This window comes from Sphingopyxis sp. (assembly GCF_035944815.1).
In the GTDB taxonomy this organism is placed as follows: Bacteria; Pseudomonadota; Alphaproteobacteria; order Sphingomonadales; family Sphingomonadaceae; genus Sphingopyxis.
Map to the genome: position 1 here is coordinate 277,406 of NZ_DASZAU010000003.1, position 19,258 is coordinate 296,663.

The 19,258-nt window shown below is 65.8% G+C and carries 22 protein-coding genes; 13 read left to right on the forward strand and 9 right to left on the reverse strand.

The genetic code is table 11. The features are described 5' to 3' along the window. Nucleotides 1-54 precede the first annotated feature (54 nt). Genes trbB through VGU00_RS05370 form a run of 11 tightly spaced genes read left to right on the forward strand, consistent with a single transcriptional unit; the run spans nt 55 to nt 9,695 of the window. Nucleotides 55-1,041 (forward strand): P-type conjugative transfer ATPase TrbB, encoded by a 987-nt coding sequence (gene trbB, locus VGU00_RS05320; RefSeq protein ID WP_327466245.1) that lies wholly within the window; start codon nt 55-57, stop codon nt 1,039-1,041. Further along, entirely contained in the window at nt 1,038-1,370 is a 333-nt protein-coding gene (locus VGU00_RS05325) for a TrbC/VirB2 family protein (RefSeq protein ID WP_327466247.1), read from the forward strand. The genes trbB and VGU00_RS05325 overlap by 4 nt, the downstream gene beginning before the upstream one ends. Continuing rightward, nucleotides 1,370-1,651, forward strand: coding sequence for a VirB3 family type IV secretion system protein (locus VGU00_RS05330; RefSeq protein WP_327466249.1), 282 nt, complete (start codon nt 1,370-1,372; stop codon nt 1,649-1,651). The genes VGU00_RS05325 and VGU00_RS05330 overlap by 1 nt, the downstream gene beginning before the upstream one ends. After that, nucleotides 1,648-4,125 (forward strand): conjugal transfer protein TrbE, encoded by a 2,478-nt coding sequence (trbE, locus tag VGU00_RS05335; RefSeq protein ID WP_327466377.1) that lies wholly within the window; start codon nt 1,648-1,650, stop codon nt 4,123-4,125. The genes VGU00_RS05330 and trbE overlap by 4 nt, the downstream gene beginning before the upstream one ends. Continuing rightward, nucleotides 4,122-4,838, forward strand: a complete 717-nt coding sequence (trbJ, locus tag VGU00_RS05340; RefSeq protein ID WP_327466251.1) for a P-type conjugative transfer protein TrbJ — start codon at nt 4,122-4,124, stop codon at nt 4,836-4,838. Before trbE ends, trbJ begins: the two co-directional genes overlap by 4 nt. 10 nt (nt 4,839-4,848) lie before the next feature. Beyond that, entirely contained in the window at nt 4,849-5,166 is a 318-nt protein-coding gene (gene trbK-alt, locus VGU00_RS05345) for a putative entry exclusion protein TrbK-alt (protein WP_327466253.1), read from the forward strand. After that, on the forward strand, nt 5,163-6,551 hold the full coding sequence (gene trbL, locus VGU00_RS05350) for a P-type conjugative transfer protein TrbL (RefSeq protein WP_327466257.1): 1,389 nt from the start codon (nt 5,163-5,165) through the stop codon (nt 6,549-6,551). The genes trbK-alt and trbL overlap by 4 nt, the downstream gene beginning before the upstream one ends. 6 nt (nt 6,552-6,557) lie before the next feature. Then, nucleotides 6,558-7,241 (forward strand): conjugal transfer protein TrbF, encoded by a 684-nt coding sequence (gene trbF / locus VGU00_RS05355; protein WP_327466259.1) that lies wholly within the window; start codon nt 6,558-6,560, stop codon nt 7,239-7,241. Continuing rightward, the gene (gene trbG / locus VGU00_RS05360) at nt 7,238-8,254 is read left to right on the forward strand and encodes a P-type conjugative transfer protein TrbG (protein WP_327466261.1); all 1,017 of its coding nucleotides are present in this window, start codon (nt 7,238-7,240) and stop codon (nt 8,252-8,254) included. Before trbF ends, trbG begins: the two co-directional genes overlap by 4 nt. Next, nucleotides 8,251-9,477, forward strand: coding sequence for a TrbI/VirB10 family protein (locus VGU00_RS05365; protein WP_327466263.1), 1,227 nt, complete (start codon nt 8,251-8,253; stop codon nt 9,475-9,477). The genes trbG and VGU00_RS05365 overlap by 4 nt, the downstream gene beginning before the upstream one ends. Next, nucleotides 9,474-9,695 carry a DUF2274 domain-containing protein gene (locus VGU00_RS05370; protein ID WP_327466265.1) on the forward strand — a complete coding sequence of 74 codons (222 nt, stop codon included), beginning with the start codon at nt 9,474-9,476 and terminating at the stop codon, nt 9,693-9,695. The genes VGU00_RS05365 and VGU00_RS05370 overlap by 4 nt, the downstream gene beginning before the upstream one ends. 9 nt (nt 9,696-9,704) lie before the next feature. Here VGU00_RS05370 and VGU00_RS05375 read toward each other — a convergent pair whose 3' ends face one another. The 4 genes from VGU00_RS05375 to VGU00_RS05390 are packed head-to-tail and all read right to left on the reverse strand — an operon-like array spanning nt 9,705 to nt 12,891. Continuing rightward, nucleotides 9,705-10,013 (reverse strand): hypothetical protein, encoded by a 309-nt coding sequence (locus tag VGU00_RS05375; RefSeq protein ID WP_327466267.1) that lies wholly within the window; start codon nt 10,011-10,013, stop codon nt 9,705-9,707. Then, complete coding sequence (locus VGU00_RS05380; protein ID WP_327466269.1) at nt 10,010-10,957, reverse strand: LysR family transcriptional regulator; 948 nt, start codon at nt 10,955-10,957, stop codon at nt 10,010-10,012. Before VGU00_RS05380 ends, VGU00_RS05375 begins: the two co-directional genes overlap by 4 nt. Beyond that, a complete protein-coding gene (locus tag VGU00_RS05385) occupies nt 10,958-12,481 on the reverse strand; it encodes a PepSY-associated TM helix domain-containing protein (protein ID WP_327466271.1) in 1,524 nt (507 codons plus the stop codon). Next, on the reverse strand, nt 12,478-12,891 hold the full coding sequence (locus VGU00_RS05390; RefSeq protein ID WP_327466273.1) for a hypothetical protein: 414 nt from the start codon (nt 12,889-12,891) through the stop codon (nt 12,478-12,480). The genes VGU00_RS05385 and VGU00_RS05390 overlap by 4 nt, the downstream gene beginning before the upstream one ends. Nucleotides 12,892-13,226: 335 nt before the next feature. Between VGU00_RS05390 and VGU00_RS05395 the strand changes: the two genes are divergently transcribed. Beyond that, nucleotides 13,227-14,009 (forward strand): helix-turn-helix transcriptional regulator, encoded by a 783-nt coding sequence (locus VGU00_RS05395; protein ID WP_327466275.1) that lies wholly within the window; start codon nt 13,227-13,229, stop codon nt 14,007-14,009. A gap of 167 nt (nt 14,010-14,176) precedes the next feature. After that, nucleotides 14,177-16,294: a TonB-dependent siderophore receptor gene (locus VGU00_RS05400; RefSeq protein WP_327466276.1), complete on the forward strand. Its 2,118-nt coding sequence runs from the start codon at nt 14,177-14,179 to the stop codon at nt 16,292-16,294. Between the two features lie 23 nt (nt 16,295-16,317). Here VGU00_RS05400 and VGU00_RS05405 read toward each other — a convergent pair whose 3' ends face one another. From VGU00_RS05405 to VGU00_RS05425, 5 genes are read right to left on the reverse strand one after another with little or no spacing between them, the layout of a single operon-like run. Then, complete coding sequence (locus VGU00_RS05405; RefSeq protein WP_327466278.1) at nt 16,318-17,130, reverse strand: SDR family NAD(P)-dependent oxidoreductase; 813 nt, start codon at nt 17,128-17,130, stop codon at nt 16,318-16,320. Then, nucleotides 17,127-17,774 carry an NAD(P)-binding oxidoreductase gene (locus VGU00_RS05410; protein WP_327466280.1) on the reverse strand — a complete coding sequence of 216 codons (648 nt, stop codon included), beginning with the start codon at nt 17,772-17,774 and terminating at the stop codon, nt 17,127-17,129. Before VGU00_RS05410 ends, VGU00_RS05405 begins: the two co-directional genes overlap by 4 nt. A gap of 17 nt (nt 17,775-17,791) precedes the next feature. Continuing rightward, nucleotides 17,792-18,205, reverse strand: coding sequence for a CopD family protein (locus tag VGU00_RS05415; protein WP_327466281.1), 414 nt, complete (start codon nt 18,203-18,205; stop codon nt 17,792-17,794). Continuing rightward, nucleotides 18,202-18,546, reverse strand: coding sequence for a DUF3817 domain-containing protein (locus tag VGU00_RS05420; protein ID WP_327466283.1), 345 nt, complete (start codon nt 18,544-18,546; stop codon nt 18,202-18,204). Before VGU00_RS05420 ends, VGU00_RS05415 begins: the two co-directional genes overlap by 4 nt. Further along, the gene (locus VGU00_RS05425; protein ID WP_327466285.1) at nt 18,543-19,238 is read right to left on the reverse strand and encodes a DJ-1/PfpI family protein; all 696 of its coding nucleotides are present in this window, start codon (nt 19,236-19,238) and stop codon (nt 18,543-18,545) included. The genes VGU00_RS05420 and VGU00_RS05425 overlap by 4 nt, the downstream gene beginning before the upstream one ends. Between the last annotated feature and the right edge of the window lie 20 nt (nt 19,239-19,258).

Consider the following 19,258-nt stretch of genomic DNA (forward strand, 5'->3'; position numbering starts at 1 on the left):
ATGTGCCCCTGACGCCGGGCGGCGGTTCGCCCGGCCCGTTTCAGGGGCCTTCTCTTGACCGTCCACCCGATCCGATCCGAGGCAAAGTCACGCGGCGCGCGGATGCTGCGCACGGCGCTCGGACCGTCGATCGCCGCCTGGCTCGACGATGCCGCCGTGATCGAGGTGATGCTGAACCCCGACGGGCGGCTGTGGGTCGATCGCCTCGGCGAGGGCATCAGCGATACCGGCATGACGCTCGGCGCCGCGGACGGCGAGCGCATCGTCCGCCTGGTCGCGCACCATGTCGGCGTCGAGGTTCACGCCCGCTCCCCTCGCGTCTCGGCCGAGCTGCCGGAAGGGGGCGAACGGTTCGAGGGCCTGTTGCCGCCCGTCGTCGCCGCGCCGGCCTTCGCGATCCGCAAACCGGCGGTCGCCGTGTTCACGCTCGACGACTATGTAGCGGCCGGGATCATGTCGCCGACCGAGGCGGCGGCGCTCCGCGATGGCGTGCAGACACGCGCCAACATCCTCGTCGCGGGCGGCACCGGCAGCGGCAAGACCACGCTGGTCAACGCGCTCCTGGCCGAGGTGGCGAAGACCACCGACCGCATCGTCCTGATCGAGGACACCCGCGAGCTGCAATGCGCCGCGCCCAACCTCGTCGCCATGCGGACCAAGGATGGTGTCGTCTCGCTGTCCGATCTCGTGCGCTCCTCGTTGCGGCTGCGCCCTGATCGCATCCCGATCGGCGAGGTGCGCGGCGCCGAGGCGCTCGACCTCCTCAAAGCCTGGGGCACCGGCCATCCCGGCGGGATCGGCACCATCCACGCCGGGACCGCGCTCGGTGCGCTCCGCCGCATGGAGCAGCTCATCCAGGAGGCCGTCGTCACGGTCCCGCGCGCGTTGCTCGCCGAGACCATCGACCTGATCGCCGTGCTGGTCCGCGACGGGCACGGCCGCCGCCTCGCCGAGCTGGCCCGCGTCGAGGGGATCGACGCCGTGACCGGCGATTACCGCCTGACCCCCCTCGAACCCCCCAACCTCGGAGACGCACCATGATCCATGCCCTTCGGCATGGCGCACGCCGCGCCATGCTCGCCGCCACCGCCAGCGTGATCGCGCTGACCTTCGCCGTCCCGGCCCATGCCGGCGGATCGTCGATGCCGTGGGAAGCCCCGCTGCAAAGCATCCTCGAATCCATCGAGGGGCCGGTGGCGAAGATCGTCGCCGTCATCATCATCATCGTGACCGGCCTCACCTTGGCCTTCGGTGACACCAGCGGCGGCTTCCGCCGGCTGATCCAGATCGTGTTCGGCCTGTCGATCGCCTTCGCCGCGTCGAGCTTCTTCCTGTCGTTCTTCTCGTTCGGCGGCGGGGCGCTGGTCTGATGGACAGCCCAGAGTCATTTGGCTCGCCGATCGCGGGTTTCTATGCCCCCGTTCACCGGGCGCTGACCGAGCCGATCCTGCTCGGCGGCGCTCCGCGCGCACTCGCCATCGTCAATGGCACGCTGGCGGGCGCGATCGGCCTCGGCCTGCGCCTCTGGATCGCCGGGCTGGTCATCTGGGCGATCGGCCATGCGCTCTCTGTCTGGGCCGCCCGGCGCGATCCGCAATTCGTCGACGTGGCCCGGCGGCACCTTCGCTACCCGACATGGATGCGGCCATGATGTCCTTGCGCGAATACCGCAACAGGGCCGCGCACCTGGCCGACTTCCTTCCCTGGGCGGCGCTGGTCGGGACAAGCGTTGTGCTCAACAAGGATGGGTCGTTCCAGCGCACGGCGCGTTTCCGTGGCCCCGATCTCGACAGCGCGACGCCGGCCGAGCTGGTCGCCACCACCGCGCGGCTCAACAATTCGCTGCGCCGGCTCGGCTCGGGCTGGGCGATCTTCGTCGAAGCACAGCGGTCGCCCGCGCTCGACTACCCGCAATCGGCATTTCCCGATCCGGTCTCCGCGCTGGTCGACATGGAGCGCCGCGAGCAGTTCCGTGAGGAGGGCGCGCATTTCGAGAGCCGCTATTACCTGACGCTGCTGTGGATGCCGCCGGCCGAGGAAGCAGCGCGCGCCGAGGGCTGGCTTTACGAGGGCCGCTCGACCACCGGCGTCGATCCGTGGGAGCTGCTCAAGGGCTTCACCGATCGCAGTGACCGGGTGCTGGGCCTGGTCGAAGGCTTCGTCCCCGAGGTCCGCTGGCTCGATGACGGCGAGACGCTGACCTACCTGCACAGCACGGTCTCGACCCGGCGCCAGCGCGTGCGCGTGCCGGAAACCCCGATGCACCTGGACGCGCTGCTCGCCGACGAGCCACTAACCGGCGGGCTGGAGCCGCGCCTGGGCGACCATCATCTGCGCACGCTGACCATCGTCGGATTCCCGAGCGTTACCTTCCCCGGCCTGCTCGACGAGCTGAACCGGCTCGCCTTCGAGTATCGCTGGTCGACACGCGCGCTGATGCTCGACAAGACCGACGCGACCAAGCTGCTGACCAGGATCAGGCGGCAATGGTTCGCCAAGCGCAAGTCCGTCGCCGCCATCTTGAAAGAGGTGATGACGAACGAGGCGAGCACGCTGCTCGACAGCGACGCCTCGAACAAGGCCGCCGACGCCGACACCGCCCTGCAGGAGCTGGGCGCCGACTATGCCGGCATGGCCTATGTGACGGCGACCGTCACCGTATGGGACCGCGATCCCGCCATCGCCGCCGAGAAGCTGCGGCTGGTCGAGAAGGTCATTCAGGGCCGCGATTTCACCGTCATCCCCGAGGGGATGAACGCCGTGGAAGCCTGGCTCGGCTCGCTCCCCGGCCACACCTACGCCAACGTCCGGCAACCGCCGATCTCCACCATCAATCTCGCCCACCTGATCCCCCTGTCAGCCGTATGGGCGGGGCCGGGACGGGACGAGCATCTCGGTGCTCCCCCCTTGCTTTACGGCAAGACCGAAGGCTCGACCCCGTTCCGGTTTTCCCTTCACGCCGATGGCAGCGATGTCGGCCACACGCTGATCGTCGGTCCAACCGGCGCCGGCAAATCGGTGCTGCTCGCCCTGATGGCGATGCAGTTCCGCCGCTACGATCGGGCCCAAGTCTTCGCCTTCGACTTCGGCGGCAGCATCCGCGCCGCCGCGCTGGGCATGGGCGGCGACTGGCAGGACTTGGGCGGGATGCTCGCCGACGAGGCCAGCGACGGTGTGCAGCTCCAGCCGCTCGCCCATATCGACGATCCGGCCGAGCGCGCCTGGGCGGCGGAATGGCTGGCGGCGATCCTCACATCCGAGGGCGTCGCGGTCGATCCGCAGGCCAAGGAGCATCTGTGGTCGGCGCTGGGATCGCTGGCGTCCGCGCCTACGGCCGAGCGCACGATCACGGGCCTTTCCGTCCTATTGCAAAGCCAGCAGCTCAAGCAGGCGCTCGCCTCCTATTGCATCGGCGGCCCTTGGGGCCGGCTGCTCGACGCAGAGGCCGAAAGGCTTGGCGAAGCCGACGTGCAGGCGTTCGAGACCGAGGGCCTGGTCGGCGCGGGATCGGCCGCCGCGGTGCTGTCCTACCTGTTCCACCGGATCGGGGATCGGCTGGACGGTTCGCCTACCCTCATCATCATCGACGAGGGCTGGCTAGTCCTCGACAGCCCCGACTTCGCGGCGCAGCTCCGCGAATGGCTGAAGACGCTGCGCAAGAAGAACGCCAGCGTGGTCTTCGCCACGCAGAGCCTCGCCGACATCGAAACGTCGAGCATCGCGCCGGCCATCATCGAGAGCTGCCCGACGCGCATCTTCCTGCCGAACGAGCGCGCGGCCGAACCGCAGATTGCAGCCATCTACGAGCGGTTCGGCCTCAACGCCCGGCAGATCGAAATCCTCAGCCGGGCGACACCCAAGCGCGATTATTACTGCCAGTCGCGGCGCGGCAACCGGCTGTTCGAGCTGGGCTTGGGCGAGGTCGCGCTGGCGTTCGTCGCCACCTCGGCCAAGGCCGACCAACTCGCGATCGCCGAGATCATCGAAACCCATGGGGCATCCGCTTTCGCGGCCGAATGGCTGCGCCACCGCGGCTGCGCCTGGGCCGTCGAGCTGCTGCCGGAACCTGTGTCCGACCGCCAGCCCCAACTCCCCCTCACATCAGACATGGAGATCGAAACATGAAACTGCCCCCCGTCCGTCGCGCCATCCTGGCCGGCGTCCTCGCCGCGTCGGCCATCGCGCCGATCGCGCTGCCCGTGCCGGCGCACGCGCAGTTCGGCGGGATCGTCTATGACCCGACCAACTATGCGCAGAACGTGCTGACGGCCGCCCGGTCGCTCCAGCAGATCAACAACCAGATCCAGCAAATCCAGAACCAGGCGACCAGCCTCATCAATGAGGCGCGCAATCTGGCCTCGCTGCCGTTCAGCTCGCTCCAGCAATTGCAGCAACAGGTTCAGCGCACCCAGCAGCTTCTCGGCGAAGCGCAGCGCATCGCTTACGACGTGCAGAACGTCCAGCAGGCGTTCACCGACCGCTACAAGGGCGCGGCGCTGACCGGCGATCACGCCCGCATGGTCGCCAACGCCAATGCACGCTGGGAGGATAGCGTCGGCGCGCTGGAGGACGCGATGCGCGTCCAGGCCAGCGTCGTCGGCAACATCGACGGCGCGCGCACGACGATGGACAATCTGGTCTCGGCCAGCCAGTCCGCGACGGGCGCGCTTCAGGCGACGCAGGCCGGCAATCAGCTCCTCGCCCTGCAATCGCAGCAGCTCGCCGACCTCACCGCGGCGGTCGCCGCGCAGGGCCGGGCGCAGGCGCTGCAATCCGCCCGCCAGGCCGCCGAGGAGGCCGAAGGCCGCGAGCGGTTCCGCCGCTTCATGGGCAACTGAGGCGGCTCCGATGCTGCACGGTTCCTCGCGCACGGCGAAAATCGCGGGCGTGGCGGCGCTGGCCGGGCTGATGATGACCGTGGCGATCGTCGCCGCCGTCCGGCCCGACCAGCCTGCGCCGCCGCCGCTGGCCGCGCTGCCGGTGGAAGGGGGCCAGGCCAGGCTCGCCCACGAGCTCGACCGCTGCGCCACGCTCACCATGCCGGACGCGGGCTGCGAAGCGGCCTGGGCCGCCAACCGCCGTCGCTTCTTCCGTCAGGACGAACCTGCCCCCGCCGAAGAGCATGACGGCGGCGTGACGCCGGCCGCCGAGGGCGCCGCGCCATGAACGACACCTCCGTCATCGACACCTTTCTGGGCGTCTTCCAGAGCTACATCGACAGCGGCTTCGGTCTGCTCGGCGGCGAGGTCGCGTTCCTGTCAACCACGCTGATCGCCATCGACGTGACGCTCGCCGGCCTGTTCTGGGCCTGGGGCGCGGACGAGGATGTGCTTCAGCGCCTCGTCAAGAAGACGCTCTATATCGGCACCTTCGCCTTCATCATCGGCAATTTCTCAGCGCTGGCCACCATCGTCTTCGAGAGCTTCGCCGGCCTCGGCCTTCAGGCGAGCGGCGGGGCGATGTCGATCGCCGACTTCATGAAGCCTGGCACGATCGCGGCGAAGGGGCTCGAAGCCGGCAAGCCGCTGTTAGATGCGGCGGGGCAGTTCTCCAACCTCTGGGCCGTATTCTCGAACCTCGCGCTAATTCTCGTGCTGCTGCTCGCCTGGGTGATCGTCGTGCTCGCTTTCTTCATTATCGCGGTGCAGGTCTTCATCACGCTGATCGAGTTCAAGCTGGTGACGCTCGCCGGCTTCGTCCTGCTGCCCTTCGCCTTCTTCAACAAGACCGCCTTCATGGCCGAGCGAGTGCTGGGCCATGTCGTCTCGACCGGCATCAAGGTGCTGGTCCTCGCCATCATCACCGGCATCGGCACGACGCTGTTCAGCCAGTTCACGGGCGCGAACCTCGGCGTCGCGCCCGACATCAATCAGGTCATGGCGATCGCGCTCGCCGCGCTCTCGCTGCTCGGCCTCGCCATCTTCGGACCTGGGATCGCCAACGGCATCGTCTCGGGCGGCCCGCAGCTCGGCGCCGGCGCGGCGGCCGGGACCGCGCTCGCCGCCGCGGGCGCCGTCATCGGCGGCGCAGCCGCTGCACGGCTCGGCGTCGGAGCAGCCGGCTCCGCTCTTGGCGCGGCCGGCCGGATGACCGGCGCTGCCGCGCGTGGCGGCGCGCAGGCCGCAGGCGGAGCCGCCAGCGCCTACAGCCTCGGCTCCCTCGGCAAGAGCGGTGCGGGCGCCGTGGCCGGCGGCATGTCCGCGATCGGCCAGGCGGCGGCAGGAAGCGCGGCCAGCGCCGTCCTCTCGCCCTTGCGCAAGGCGGCCGCCAAGGGCGGCGCGGCGATGAAGGATAACTTCCGCTCGGGCGCTCGCGCCGGCTTCACCGCCAGCGGCGGGACGATCACCGGCGGAGCCGCGCCTGCCGCCGCTTCGACGGCGAGCACCACAACCGCTTCCTCCCCAGCCAACGGAGCCGGTGCGCCCGCCTGGGCGGCCGCGATGAAGCGCCGCCAATCCGTCAGCCACGGCGCGACCGTTCTCGCCCATACCATGAAAGCCGGCGACAGCCACGGCGGCGGTGGCGGTCCCGACATCAAAGAGAAGGACTGACCTCCGATGTTCCGACGCCCCACCATCCGCTACGGCCAGACGCCCGAACCCACCACGCCCTATCAGCGCGCCGCCCAGGTCTGGGACGATCGCATCGGCTCCGCCCGCGTGCAGGCGAAGAACTGGCGGCTCGCCTTCTTCGGCGCCTTGGCGCTGTCGGGCGGCCTCGCGGGCGGCCTGGTGTGGCAGGCGGCCCGCGGTCATATCGTGCCCTGGGTGGTGCAGGTCGATCGGCTCGGCGAAGCGCAGGCGGTCGCGCCGGCCGACGCCGGCTACCGCCCGGCCGACCCCCAGGTGGCGTTCCATCTCGCCCGCTTCATCGAGCAGGTCCGCGGCATCCCGGCCGATCCGGTCATCATCCGCCAGAACTGGCTAAGGGCCTACGACTTCACCACGGACAAGGGCGCGCTGGCGCTCAACGACTACGCGCGCGCCAACGACCCCTTTGCCAATGTCGGCCGCGTGCAGGTCGCGGTGGACGTGTCGAGCGTGATCCGCGCGTCGCCCGACAGCTTCCGCGTGGCCTGGACCGAGCGCCGCTATCAGGACGGCAGCCTCGCCGCGACCGAACGCTGGTCGGCCATCCTCACCATCGTCGTGCAACCGCCGCGCACCCCCGACGCGCTGCGCAAGAATCCGCTCGGCGTCTTTGTCAACGCTTTGAATTGGTCAAGGGAGCTGTCGCAATGACGCATACGCCATTTCGCCGTTCCGCCTCGGCGGTCCTGCTTGTCTCCGCCACCGCGCTCGCCGGTTGCGCCACCACATCGGCGAAGCCGCCCGCCATCGCCTATGACGATCCGCCACGCGAGGTCGCCGCGACCCCTGCGGCTGCGCCGCCGCGCGCGGTCGAAGTGGTGACGGTCCCTGAGCCGCTGCCGCTTCCCGGCCAGTTGAAGCCGCTCGCCTCAGCCACAGCGCCGGCCGAACCCTCCGATCCGCGCCGCCGCGTCGGCGCGGCCAATGCCGCAGCCCGCGTGCAGCCGGTGCGAGACGGGTTCCTGAACGCCATCCAGCAATATCCGTGGACCGATGGGGCGCTGTATCAGGTCTACACCGCGCCCGGCCAGGTGACGGACATCGCCTTACAGGAGGGCGAGCAGCTCGTCGGGCCGGGGCCGGTTGCGGCTGGCGATACGGTGCGCTGGATCATCGGCGACACGGTGAGCGGCACGGGCGCGACGGCGCGCGTGCATATCCTCGCGAAGCCCACACGGACCGACATTTCCACGAACCTCGTCATCAATACCGATCGGCGCACCTATCACATCGAACTGCGCGCGACGGCATCGACCTACATGGCATCGGTCTCCTGGACCTACCCGCAGGACCAGCTCATCGCCCTGCGCGGCGCCAACGCCGCCGCCGCGTCCGTCGCGCCGGTCGCCACTGGCCTCGATCTCGCGGCGCTCAACTTCCGTTATCGGATCGAGGGCGACCGCGTAGCCTGGCGTCCGGCCCGCGCGTTCGACGACGGCCGGCAAGTCTTCATCGAGTTTCCGGCCGGGATCTCGCAGGGCGAGATGCCGCCGCTGTTCGTGACGGGTGCGGCCGGCGACGCCGAGCTGGTCAATTTCCGCGTGCAGGGCCGCTACATGGTGGTGGACCGCCTGTTCGCCGCCGCCGAGCTGCGCCTGGGCGACCGGAGCAGCGAACAGCGTGTCCGCATCGTGCGCGACGATGGACGACGGGGGCGCCCGTGAGCGACCCCCTCGACACGCCGGCCACCGAACCCGTAACGCCGCGCTCCGATCCGCGGGCCTTCCAGCTTCGCGGCGACCCGCCGCGCGTCATGCGCCTGTCGCGCAAGGCGCTGGCCGTGATCGGCGTCGCCGCCGGCCTCGGCATCGGCGGCTCGCTGATCTTTGCGCTCAAGCCGGCAGGTGAGAAGGAGGCGAAGGAACTCTACAGCACCGAGAGCCGCGCCACGTCCGAGACCATCACATCCGGGCCACGCGACTACGGCCAGGCCCCGAAACTCGGCCCGCCGCTTCCCGGCGATCTCGGCGGCCCGATCGTGTCTGCCCAGCAGCGCGGGGAAAATATCCCGGTTCCGCCGGTCGGCGCCCAGCCCGATCCGCGCGCGCAGGCCGAGGAGGCCGCGCGCCAGCGCGCCCAGCAGGAACGCGACGCCGCGCGCATGAGCGGCGTATTCCTCGGCGGAAGCAGCGCGGGGGCCGGTGCGATGCCGTCCCTGCCGAACCTCGCGGCGGCAGCGCCGGGCACTCCTGCCGCACAGCAGCCGCCGGCACAGCTTGGTGATGCGACGGCGCAGGGCGACCAGGCCGCCAAGCGCGCCTTCATGGCGCAGGCTTCCAGTCAGCGGACGGTCAGCGTCGAACGTCTCGTGGCGCCGGCCTCGCCGAACATCGTGCAGGCGGGCAGCATCGTGCCCGCCGCGCTCATCACCGGCATCCGCTCGGACCTTCCCGGCCAGATCACCGCCCAGGTGACGGCCAATGTCTATGACAGCCCCACCGGGCGCATCCTGCTCATCCCGCAAGGCGCGCGGCTGATCGGCGAGTATGACAGCGAGATCGCCGCCGGGCAGACCCGCGTGCTGCTCGCCTGGGATCGGCTCATCATGCCGGACGGGCGCTCGATCGTTCTCGAGCGCCAGCCCGGCGCGGATGGCGCTGGCTTCGCTGGGCTACAGGACCGCGTGAACCAGCATTGGGGCAACCTCCTGAAAGCCGCCGCCGTCTCGACGCTGCTCGGCGTCGGCGCCGAGCTGGGCGCGGACAGCGAGGACGACCTGACCCGCGCGCTGCGCCGGGGGAGTCAGGACACCATCAACCAGACCGGCCAGCAGATCGTGCGGCGGCAGCTCAACGTGCAGCCGACGCTCACCATCCGGCCGGGCCACGCGCTGCGCGTGGTCATTACGCGCGACCTCGTATTGGAACCGATCGGAGCGACACGATGACGAAATTGAAGCTGGGGCCGCTGGCCGACGACCGGCCGGTCAAGCTCACCGTGGAACTGCCCGCGCCGATCCACCGCGATCTCGTCGCCTATGCCGCGGCGCTCGCCTCCGAAACCGGCGCAACGCCGGTCCCGCCCGAAAAGCTGGTCGCGCCCATGCTCTCCCGCTTCATGGAAACCGACCGGGCCTTTCGCCGCCATCGCGCGCAGGAGAAGTGAGGGCAGCGTTCAGTTGCCCATGAACTTCTTGAAACGCTCGCGGCCTTCGGCCTCCACCAAGGCCTGCTCGGCATTGGTGCATTCGTCGCCGCGCACCGTGCCCTCCCGGCATCCGGCCACGATCTGCCGGGCTTCGTCGAGATGCGCCGCGAAATACTGCGGCCCGCGCGGCGCGGCCGGCGTCTCGGCCGCCGAGGGCGGACCCATGACGATCGCCGTTCGCTCGACGGGCACGATCACCGGACGCAGCACGAAGCCCGCGCCGAACCCGATGATGAGCGTGACCAGCACGATGATGAGTGTTCTGCCTTGCGTCATGACGGCTCCTTTCCCGGTTGCTGAGACAATGGCTGCGGCCCGGTCATGGGCGGCTGCGAATATCGCACGGTGACGAAATCGAGGAACCGGCGCAGCACCATGTTCTCATTGTCGTCGCGCCAGTATCCCGAGAAGCCGATCCGCATGTGGCCGTTGGTCTCGTGGACCTCGCGGAACGTCACGCCCGGCACCTGAATGCCGAGCGCCGATTCCGCGACGATCGAGACGCGGCCGCCAAGCGCGATGGCGGTCAGCACCGTCTCGCGCGTGATGTCGTCCATGTCGATCTCCGGCGTGTAGCCTGGCATTCCGAGCTTGCCCAAAAGCATGTTGCGCGTTTCCGGGCCGGGATCTCGCTCGGTCAGGAGGAACCGCTCGCCGGTCAGGTCGGTCCAGTGGATGCGCTCGCGTGTCGCCAGCGGATGGCGTTCCGGCATCGCCACCAGGATGCGCTCGCTCCAAAAGGGGCGCGTCATCAACCCTCCGTAGGGCGCCTCGCCGATCATAATCGCGATGTCGAGCAGGCCGCTTTCGATTCCCGCCAGCAGCATGTTTCGGTCGCGCTCGAAGCCTCGTACCCGGACATCGGGGAAGCGCTCGTTGAACTCGCTCAGCGTCGCGCGCAGGTTCCCCGCCGAGAATGACGTGTAGAAGCCCACCGCGAGCTTGCCGGCGTGGCCATTGGTCGTGGCGCCGACCCACGCATCCAGCTCGTCCCACTCCTTCATGATCCGCCGGGCGACGCGCAGATAGGTCGCGCCGTTTGCCGTGAGGGTCGCCCCGCGCGTCTTGCGGTCGAACAGCGCCATGCCCAGCCGCTTCTCGGTTTCGAGGATGTAGCGGCTCAGTGTCGGCTGCTTGATGTTGAGATTGCGCGCCGCCCGGCTGAAGCTACCAGCCTCGGCCGCCGCGATCAGGTAGCTGAGTTGGCGCAACTCGATCATTCATTCTGCGCCGCGGTGAAAGCCTTTGAGGCGGTTGATGATACCTCGTGGATGCTGGCGCGTCACTATCGCAATGAATACTCCCCCAGTTATCAGAAATATATCAACAAGTGGTGAAATGATATCATATGATCGGATGGGCCAATGCAGGAGATGCGAAAAGCCGAGAGTGATCAATAATACTGAAAAGGACGATATTAGCAGAATTGATAGGTCGGATTTTCGGGCCGCGAAAGTTGCGATATAAGATAGTATTACTGCCACAATCCAAGATATGCCTGCAGCATTTTCATGCGACCAGAGCATTGTAATTAGAGATGCAAAGGTAAGGGCGGATGGCTGCCCCCAAACGGTTGCGGTCCATAAGCACTCCAAGGTCGGCGCAGGACAGCCTTTGTCGCGTCGTCGAGCAAGCCATATTCGGACACCGCTCGACGTTACGGTGCAGAGTGCGATGCCGAGCAGGCCGTAGGCAATCTTGACCGGCATTCCTCCGAACCAGCCGAAATGAAGGGAGGGCAGTGACAGGACTGCTTGAGGCCCCATCGATCGCTTTATAGCGTTCGACGAATACTCAAGCTTACCAGCCGTATCGAATACGTAACGCTGGTCATGCGTGAGCTGGCCGGGCTCTTCGTAGATCACCGAAATTCTCTGCCCTTGGGTTGCCGGGCGCTTAATTTCTACAGACAGAACGCGCGCGGAGGGCTCCCGTTGTCGCACGGAGCCGATGATGGAATCCATTGGCGGAATGGTCGCCACCGATGCGTCCTTGCGATTGTCCAGCGGCCCGACGATCTCCGTGATCGCCCTCTGGAAATCACCCTTGTACGCGGTGGAAACCATGCCGCCGAGCATCAGTGGAAAAACACCGATAATGGCCCCCGTCAGCGTCACCATGAGGTGAAAGGGCAATCCCCAAGTGCCGAGGCGATTGTGAAGATCGGCCTCCTGCAGTCTCCGGGAGCCACCCCATCGTAGGGTAAAAGCCTCCCGGAAGATGCGGGGATGCGCAAGCACGCCGGAAATCAGCAAGGCAAGCAGCGCAATCCCGATTATTCCAACGACCACAAGACCAGCCAGCCGCGGCAGGTGCAGGTTTGCATGGAGGTTCACAAGAAAGTCCGTCAGCCGGACATTCTCGCGCGTGACGCGGCGTCCGTGTGCGTCGGCCAGCCATCGCTCACGGCCATCCTCGACCGAGCCGCCGATCAGGATCAGCCTTGGGGATGCCTTCGTCGGCAGTACGACGGAGATCGTGCCCAATTCCCTGCCACCGGCTTCTGCTCGCATTTCCGCAATGCCACGGTCGATGGCACCGGACTTTACCTCCCGCACCACGGGACCTGCAGGTTGCTCCCAACGTTTCAGTTCCTGCGCGAAGACGGCAATCGTGCCCGACAGGCAGACCACATAAATGAGGACGGAAACAGCGAGGCCCAGCACCGAGTGACCCGAGAGGATTGCGCTCACAAAGGCCGGAGCGAGCAAACGCTTCTTGCGCTGAGGCGGGAGGCTATTCATGCTGCCAACTCGATCGCAATGAAAATGCCTGACAGGATGATCGCGCTACTCATCCCGAATATCGGCCGCCGCGATCTAGGGTCGCTGAGCGACCAAATGATCAGACCCGCCCAGACAAGCGGTAAAACCATCCCGCCGATCGTTACGCGATCCGCAGCGGGGCCTAGCGGAAGCCCTGCGCTGGCCGATCCAATAATGAGTGCCGCGATCATCGTCAGAATCGAGGCACTCAGTCCTCTTCCCCATGCCTGTCCGCGATGTTGAGGCTTGACGTCGGACGAGGCGATGCGTGCCTGCCTTTTGCGATAGGGACGGCGTTCAACATTGAGTGCGACTGCGATGAAGCCACACAGGCTGAAGGCAAGAAATGCGAGCGTCGAGCCAATCAAAACGCCGAGATTCAGCGCCATGAAAATCACTGCACAGGCAAGCGCCGCGCAACCCATCGCCGTTCGCCAAAGACCACCTGGGCGTGTTCCATTCCATCCGGAGCGGAGCAGCGCCACCGCGCCGCAAGACGCCAACAAGCCGGACGCGAGGACTGGTTTCGTCGCTGGATCGAACAACCGGAGAGCCTTTTAAGAATGAGAGCCATTCACGTAAGGCTGTATCGGGCCGCGGCCCGTGCCGCCTCTTCATACCCGCCAAAGAGTAGCAAATTTGCGCCATGTGTCAGAGAGGACTGGGCAGCCGCTCATGGCCGATATAGGTAATTGGCGACAATAATATCAGGATTGCGCCATCTATGGCAGAAATTGTACTAGATCCTAACGAACTGGATCGGATCGACGGCCCATTGGTGTTTGCGGTTGCTGGCACTCTCGACGCGGAGAGCTTCTCGGCCCCTCCTCATAGACATGCGCGAGGGCAATTGATGGGATCGATGCGCGGTCTTTTGTCAGTCGATGTCGAAAACGGACTTTGGGTAGTTCCGGCGATCCATGCCGTCTGGCTGCCGCCGGGCCATCTGCATACGGCGCATGCGCATGGCGCTTTCAATGGATGGAGTGTTTTCGTCGAACCATCGGCTTGCCAGGATTTACCGGATCAGCCTTGCACATTTCGTACTTCCAAACTTCTGCAAGAAGCGGTGCTTCGCGCCGCGCAGTGGGGCAGCGGTGATCACCTCGACGCCTCGCAGCAGCATATTGCGGAAGTGGTCGTGGACGAAATCCGCACCATGCCCGTGGAAACACTTGGACTGCCGTTACCGCGAGACCCGCGACTGCTCCGAATTTCTCACGCCTATATGGCGGATCCCTCGGACGGGCGTGATCTCAATTCCTGGGCCGCCTGGGCTGCAGTAAGTCCGCGCACTCTGAGCCGACGCTTCGTCCAGGAAACCGGCTTCAGCTTTACCACATGGCGGCAGCGGGTCCGCTTGCTTCGCGCGTTGGAGCTTTTGGCTGCTGATGTTCCTGTGACGACCATTGCTCTGGATCTTGGTTATTCGACCGGTAGTGCGTTTATCGGCCTCTTTCGCAGCACGTTCGGGGTGACGCCAGCCATGTATCGGAGGCAAAGCTAGATCAGGTCCTGCCAGCGACCGTGAAACTGCATGTGGCGTCAATCTGGTATCGATTGGCGCGCCGACGTTACCGATGCTCCCGCCCGCTCAGTAATCAGCCCAAAGATGATAATGAATGTCATTATCTAGAAATGTGGGCTCTTTTGCGGTATATATCTTTATGCGGGGTGGCAGGTCTCGCCCTGAACATTGCCACGCCGGCGGTGGCGCAGGAAAATCGTTCGTCCATCGACGACAATTCAGACAGCCAACAATCAACGGAAGGTAGGTCGGCGCAAGCCAACGACATCCTGGTCATGGGGAAGCGGGCGGCGACGCCTTCACTCGGCGCGCTCGGCGATCGGCCGGTGCTGGACACGCCTTACTCCGTAGCCACGTTCAACGGCGCGACGATCAAGGACATCCAGGCGCGCTCGCTCACCGACCTGGTTCGGCTGGAGCCATCCGCGACCACCAACCTGTCCGACGTCACCGAAGGTTCCGACTTCCTGTTGCGCGGCTTCTCCGCGTCGACCTACTATATGGACTCGGTGCCCGGGCTAGGCGGAAGCCGATCCGATCCGCCACTTGAACTCTATGACGGCGTACAGATTCTGAAGGGTGCAGCCGGTTTCCTGTTTGGTTTCACCTCGCCCGGCGGCATCGTCAACTTCGTGAGCAAGCGTCCCCGTTCGCAACCGTTTCTGGACGCCGAAGTCGGCTACACGCAAGATAGTCTCTTCCGCGGGCATGTCGATACGGGCATCTCCACGAGCGACGGCCGCTTTGGCACACGCCTCAATGTTGCGGGCGAACGCGGAACCAACCGATATCTCGACACGGGCATCCGCCGTTACGCGATTGGCCTGAACAATAATTTCACGCTGACCCCGACGACGACGATCCAACTCGATGGTCAGCACAGCCGCCGCCGGCTCATCGGCAGCGCATTTGGTATCCTGCTTTCGCCGGGGCTTGGCATCCCCGACCCGATTTCCGGAACGACCAGGCTCGGCGCTCGCTATGGCGGCTATCGCTACGAGATCGACAGCGGCAATCTCGCCTTGATCCAGCAGCTCGGTGGCGACTGGACCGCCAGGCTCGACGGTGCGATCACGCGCAACGTCTTCTCCTTCTTCGACACCGCCCGGATGATGATCAATCCAGCCGGCGACACGCTTTACGGCAACTTCAACATCAATCGCCGCCAGGTCACCAAGGCGGGCCAACTCCGCCTCTCCGGTTCGGTGGATACCGGGCCGATCAACCACGTCATCACCATCGGCCTCTACGGAACACGGCAGGAAACGCTGACAGGGCGCGCGAGCAACGGCTTGACCACGACCGGATCGTTTCTCCCCGGCGGCAACATCTATGTCGATCTGCCCGACTTCCCCGACCCCGGCGTCGAGGTGCCGAGCCTGCGCCTGGGCTATCGTTCCCAGAACCTTACCGAGAAGGCCGCCTTTCTGAGCGATACGGTCGGGATCGGCGAGCACTGGCAATTGCTTGTCGGTGGCCGCTACGTCTGGCGCGATCAAACCAATTTTGCGCCTACCGGCGCTGTGACCCAGCGGGACGACCGCAAGAAGTTCACGCCAACGACCGCGCTCCTGTGGAAACCGTCGTCTGATATCACGGCTTACGCTTCTTACGCGCAATCGCTTCAAGCCGGCGGAACCGCCCCGGCGGGCTCGGCCAACGCCGGCGAGGTCCAGCCGCCGATGGTGAGCAAACAATATGAAGCAGGGGTGAAGGCGCAACTCGGCGGTTTGCTCGCAACCGCCGCCATCTTCCGGATCGAGCGCGCTTTCGAATTCCTGCAAGCGCGCGCAGGCCAGCTCCCAGTCTATACCCAGAATGGCATCCAGCGCCATGACGGGGCGGAAGTCGCCCTGTCAGGCAATGTAGGGCGTGCATGGCGCTTCATCGGCGGCATTCAATTGCTCGATCCGAAAATTCGCAACGGTCTTCCCACGCTTGTCGCCAAGAAACCACCGGCCGTTCCGGACTTTCAGGCCAAGCTTTTTGTCGAATATGCTCCACCTGAACTCGCCGGGTTCGCACTGAATGCTACCCTGAATTACACCAGCGACAGCTATCAGGATGCACTCAATACTCTCAAGCTGGACGATTTCTTTACTGCGAGTGCAGGCCTTCGGTATCGGTTTGAGGCGGTCGGAATGCCGATGACAGCGCGCGTTTCGGTCACCAACCTGTTCGACAAGAGATACTGGCAGCCGGCGAGCCTGCTCGTGCCGGGGGCACCTCGGAGCGTCAGTATGTCCCTGGCTGCCGAGTTCTAACCGCCCCCTCCGGCACCTGCCTCTCAGTCGGTGGCCCGGCTTATATGGTCCTCGCTCCAGGACCATATAAGCCGGGCCACCGACTGATCATGGAGAAGAGGCGATCCGGCGCTCCTGTGGCCTTCCTCATAATAGCCACCCGACAGCGGCTCATTGCGCTCGATCAGCGCCAGCATCCGGCGGGCGCCATCCTGCGGCGTGTTCAGGAAGGGGCGTGCGATCACGGTCAGGATCGAGCCCCAGATGCCCATGTAACGGCCCATGCCGCTCGCGATGATACCGGGATGGAAATCCCCGACATCGACGTCGGGGTGCTGCCGGCCGAATTCGCGGAGCAACAGGGCGTGAACGAGTTTCGCCCGGGCGTATACGGCGTGCCAGCCCAACCGGCCTTTGGCGTTGAGTATATCCAGGTCCAATGAGGCCTTCTTGTGCGTCGGCGACGAGGTGGAGAGCACGCGCCCGCCGGCAATTCTATCCGCCAGCAGACGGAGCAGGAGCCATGGCCCGATCGCGTTCACCTGCAAATTGGGCTCGAGCCCGTCAATCGTCGGATGATGGCTGGGCACCACGGCGCCGGCATTCAGCGCAAGGATGTCGATCCGATCAAGATCGTCGCGAAGCATCGCGGCGCAGCGCCGGATACTGTTCAGATCGGCGAAGTCGACCGTATAGGTCGGGATACCAAGCTCCTCGCCAATCTTCCGGGTCTGCACCTCGGACCTGCCGATGGCGACCGCGCGTGCGCCCCGTTCGTGCAACATGCGTACTGCGGCTTCGCCGACGCCGGAGCTGGCGCCGGTGACCACCACCAACTTGCCGTGCAATGCGGTCATGCCGGTGCTCCGCTCAGCACGGCGCGGCGCGGCAGTGCCGCCTGCGCTACTGTCGCGGCGTCTATGAGGAAGGCCGCCACATCGGCCCGTGCGATCGCAAGGTGGCGCGGGGCTTCCGGCAACTCGGTGACACTCCACCCGCCCGAAGCGGGCGCGTCGGTGAGCGCGCCGAAATAGGCGATGGTCCAGTCGAGGCCGCTTTCGTCCAGAAGCCGTTCCGCAGCGTCAAAATCCTTGTAGTCGCGGCGAATAAGGGTCGCGGCGATGGCGCGGACCAACAGACCGGCCGGCTTGCGTGACATGCCGGTGCCCCAGGCCAGAGCCGTGACGAAGCGGCTGACACCATTGCTCCACATGGCTTCGGTCAGATTGTCGAATGCCCGGGCGACGATCGCCGGACCATGCAGGCCTTTAAGCCACAAAGGATTGCCAAGCGTCGAGATCACCGCGTCATGATCGCGAACGCTGTGCGCCCAGTCGCGGGATTGTCCGGCGACTTCCCCGGCGACGATCGTCAGACCTGACCGCACGGGCAACGCATCGGGACGGCGGACCAGTGCCGTCACCTCATGACCGAGATTCAGGGCCTGCGCGACGACGCACTGCCCGACCCGGCCGGACGCACCAGCCACAAAGAGTCGCATGGCCTTATGCTCCGCGTTCAGGGTTTTACCACGGCCAGCACCACGATTGCGGTGACTGACACGAGGATCGTCGGGAGCCAGTTCATGCCGGGTATCGGCTCGATCGTGGCGCTTGCCCGGCGTAGGCGTCCAGACTGCATGCCGTGGACCGCCGAGAGCAAAAGGACGATCCCCAGCTTTACCTGTAGCCAGCCGTTGGTGAACCAGCCTACCGACTGAGCCATCGCGATGCCGAAGGCCCAGACGCCGATCATTGCCGGCATTGTCACTCGACTGTCCCAGCGCCGGAACGCCAAGGCGCGTGCGACCGCGCCATCCGGCGACGTTCGTGCGAAGTGGAGCAGGAGCGAGGCGCAGATGAGGCCGCTCACGAACAGCATTGCACAGGTGACGTGCAGTGCCTTGATCCAGGGATAGAGGTTCGCAGTCATCGGCCATTGCTCTCCAATGGCGATGCGGCGCCGATCTGATGCGACAGCCGGTGCGCCGTCATGAAACCGGCAAAGGGAATAAAAGCGCTGACCACCAGCGGCCACGCGCGGCGCTGCCGGAAAAGTCCTGCCCCCGCGCCCTGAAATAGCATCCAGATATAGCCGAGAAAGGCTAGTCCATGGATCGGGCCGATCGCGCGAACGCCCAGCGGCCAGTCAGCCAGATGCTTGAGCGGCACCGCGACGAATAGCAGCGCGACGAGCGTCGACGCCTCGACCATGGCCATGAGTCGTAGTTGGCGAAGGAAAGCCGGGTCGGCTTGGTTGTCCGGCAAACTCATGCAGCGTCGGCCGCCGCCATGATGGGCTCCATCGCCACCCCGATCGACTGAAGCGCGAGGATCGTCAGTTCAGGGCCAGCCTTTTCCGGCGTACCACTGTCGAACGGCGGAGCCGGATCATATTCCATCATGAGTTGCGTGAGCTTGGCTGGTTCCTCGCCGCGCAATTCGGCCAGCAGAGTTAGCCCGAAATCGATGCCTGCCGTCACCCCGCCGCCGGTAATTCGGTTGCCATCGACTACGACTCGCTCGCGCACCGCCACGGCGGTGCTGTTGGCAAGGCGATCATGCAGCGCCCAGTGGGTCGTCGCCCGGTATCCATCGAGCAATCCTGCTTTCGCCAGGATCAGCGAGCCAGAGCAGACACTGGTTACGTAGCGTGCGGTTCGTCCGATATGCGCGACGGCGGTGACGATTTCCTCATCCTCCAGCACGGCATCGGTGCCGAAACCGCCCGGGATCATCAGGACGTCGAGAGGTTCGGGACATTCGCAGAGCAATGTGTTGGGGTTTATCGTGACGCCACTATCGGTTGCCACCGGATCGCGGGTTTTGGACAGGAGCAGTGTCCTGCCATGAAAACCCAGCGCTGCATGAGACCCTGCAAGATCGAGCAGAGTGAAACCGGGATAAAGTAGCATGCCCAATGTGAGTTGGGACGGATCGGAAGGGGATGTCGAAAGCGCGATCATGGCGATTGTCCTTTGGAATG

Bases quoted from the DNA above. Each gene is read 5' to 3' on its own strand.
- VGU00_RS05325 (WP_327466247.1), top strand. From the start codon at position 1,038: ATGATCCATGCCCTTCGGCATGGCGCACGCCGCGCCATGCTCGCCGCC.
- VGU00_RS05330 (WP_327466249.1), top strand. From the start codon at position 1,370: ATGGACAGCCCAGAGTCATTTGGCTCGCCGATCGCGGGTTTCTATGCC.
- trbE (WP_327466377.1), top strand. From the start codon at position 1,648: ATGATGTCCTTGCGCGAATACCGCAACAGGGCCGCGCACCTGGCCGAC.
- trbJ (WP_327466251.1), top strand. From the start codon at position 4,122: ATGAAACTGCCCCCCGTCCGTCGCGCCATCCTGGCCGGCGTCCTCGCC.
- trbK-alt (WP_327466253.1), top strand. From the start codon at position 4,849: ATGCTGCACGGTTCCTCGCGCACGGCGAAAATCGCGGGCGTGGCGGCG.
- trbL (WP_327466257.1), top strand. From the start codon at position 5,163: ATGAACGACACCTCCGTCATCGACACCTTTCTGGGCGTCTTCCAGAGC.
- trbF (WP_327466259.1), top strand. From the start codon at position 6,558: ATGTTCCGACGCCCCACCATCCGCTACGGCCAGACGCCCGAACCCACC.
- trbG (WP_327466261.1), top strand. From the start codon at position 7,238: ATGACGCATACGCCATTTCGCCGTTCCGCCTCGGCGGTCCTGCTTGTC.
- VGU00_RS05370 (WP_327466265.1), top strand. From the start codon at position 9,474: ATGACGAAATTGAAGCTGGGGCCGCTGGCCGACGACCGGCCGGTCAAG.
- VGU00_RS05375 (WP_327466267.1), bottom strand. From the start codon at position 10,013: ATGACGCAAGGCAGAACACTCATCATCGTGCTGGTCACGCTCATCATC.
- VGU00_RS05380 (WP_327466269.1), bottom strand. From the start codon at position 10,957: ATGATCGAGTTGCGCCAACTCAGCTACCTGATCGCGGCGGCCGAGGCT.
- VGU00_RS05385 (WP_327466271.1), bottom strand. From the start codon at position 12,481: ATGAATAGCCTCCCGCCTCAGCGCAAGAAGCGTTTGCTCGCTCCGGCC.
- VGU00_RS05390 (WP_327466273.1), bottom strand. From the start codon at position 12,891: ATGGCGCTGAATCTCGGCGTTTTGATTGGCTCGACGCTCGCATTTCTT.
- VGU00_RS05395 (WP_327466275.1), top strand. From the start codon at position 13,227: ATGGCAGAAATTGTACTAGATCCTAACGAACTGGATCGGATCGACGGC.
- VGU00_RS05405 (WP_327466278.1), bottom strand. From the start codon at position 17,130: ATGACCGCATTGCACGGCAAGTTGGTGGTGGTCACCGGCGCCAGCTCC.
- VGU00_RS05410 (WP_327466280.1), bottom strand. From the start codon at position 17,774: ATGCGACTCTTTGTGGCTGGTGCGTCCGGCCGGGTCGGGCAGTGCGTC.
- VGU00_RS05415 (WP_327466281.1), bottom strand. From the start codon at position 18,205: ATGACTGCGAACCTCTATCCCTGGATCAAGGCACTGCACGTCACCTGT.
- VGU00_RS05420 (WP_327466283.1), bottom strand. From the start codon at position 18,546: ATGAGTTTGCCGGACAACCAAGCCGACCCGGCTTTCCTTCGCCAACTA.
- VGU00_RS05425 (WP_327466285.1), bottom strand. From the start codon at position 19,238: ATGATCGCGCTTTCGACATCCCCTTCCGATCCGTCCCAACTCACATTG.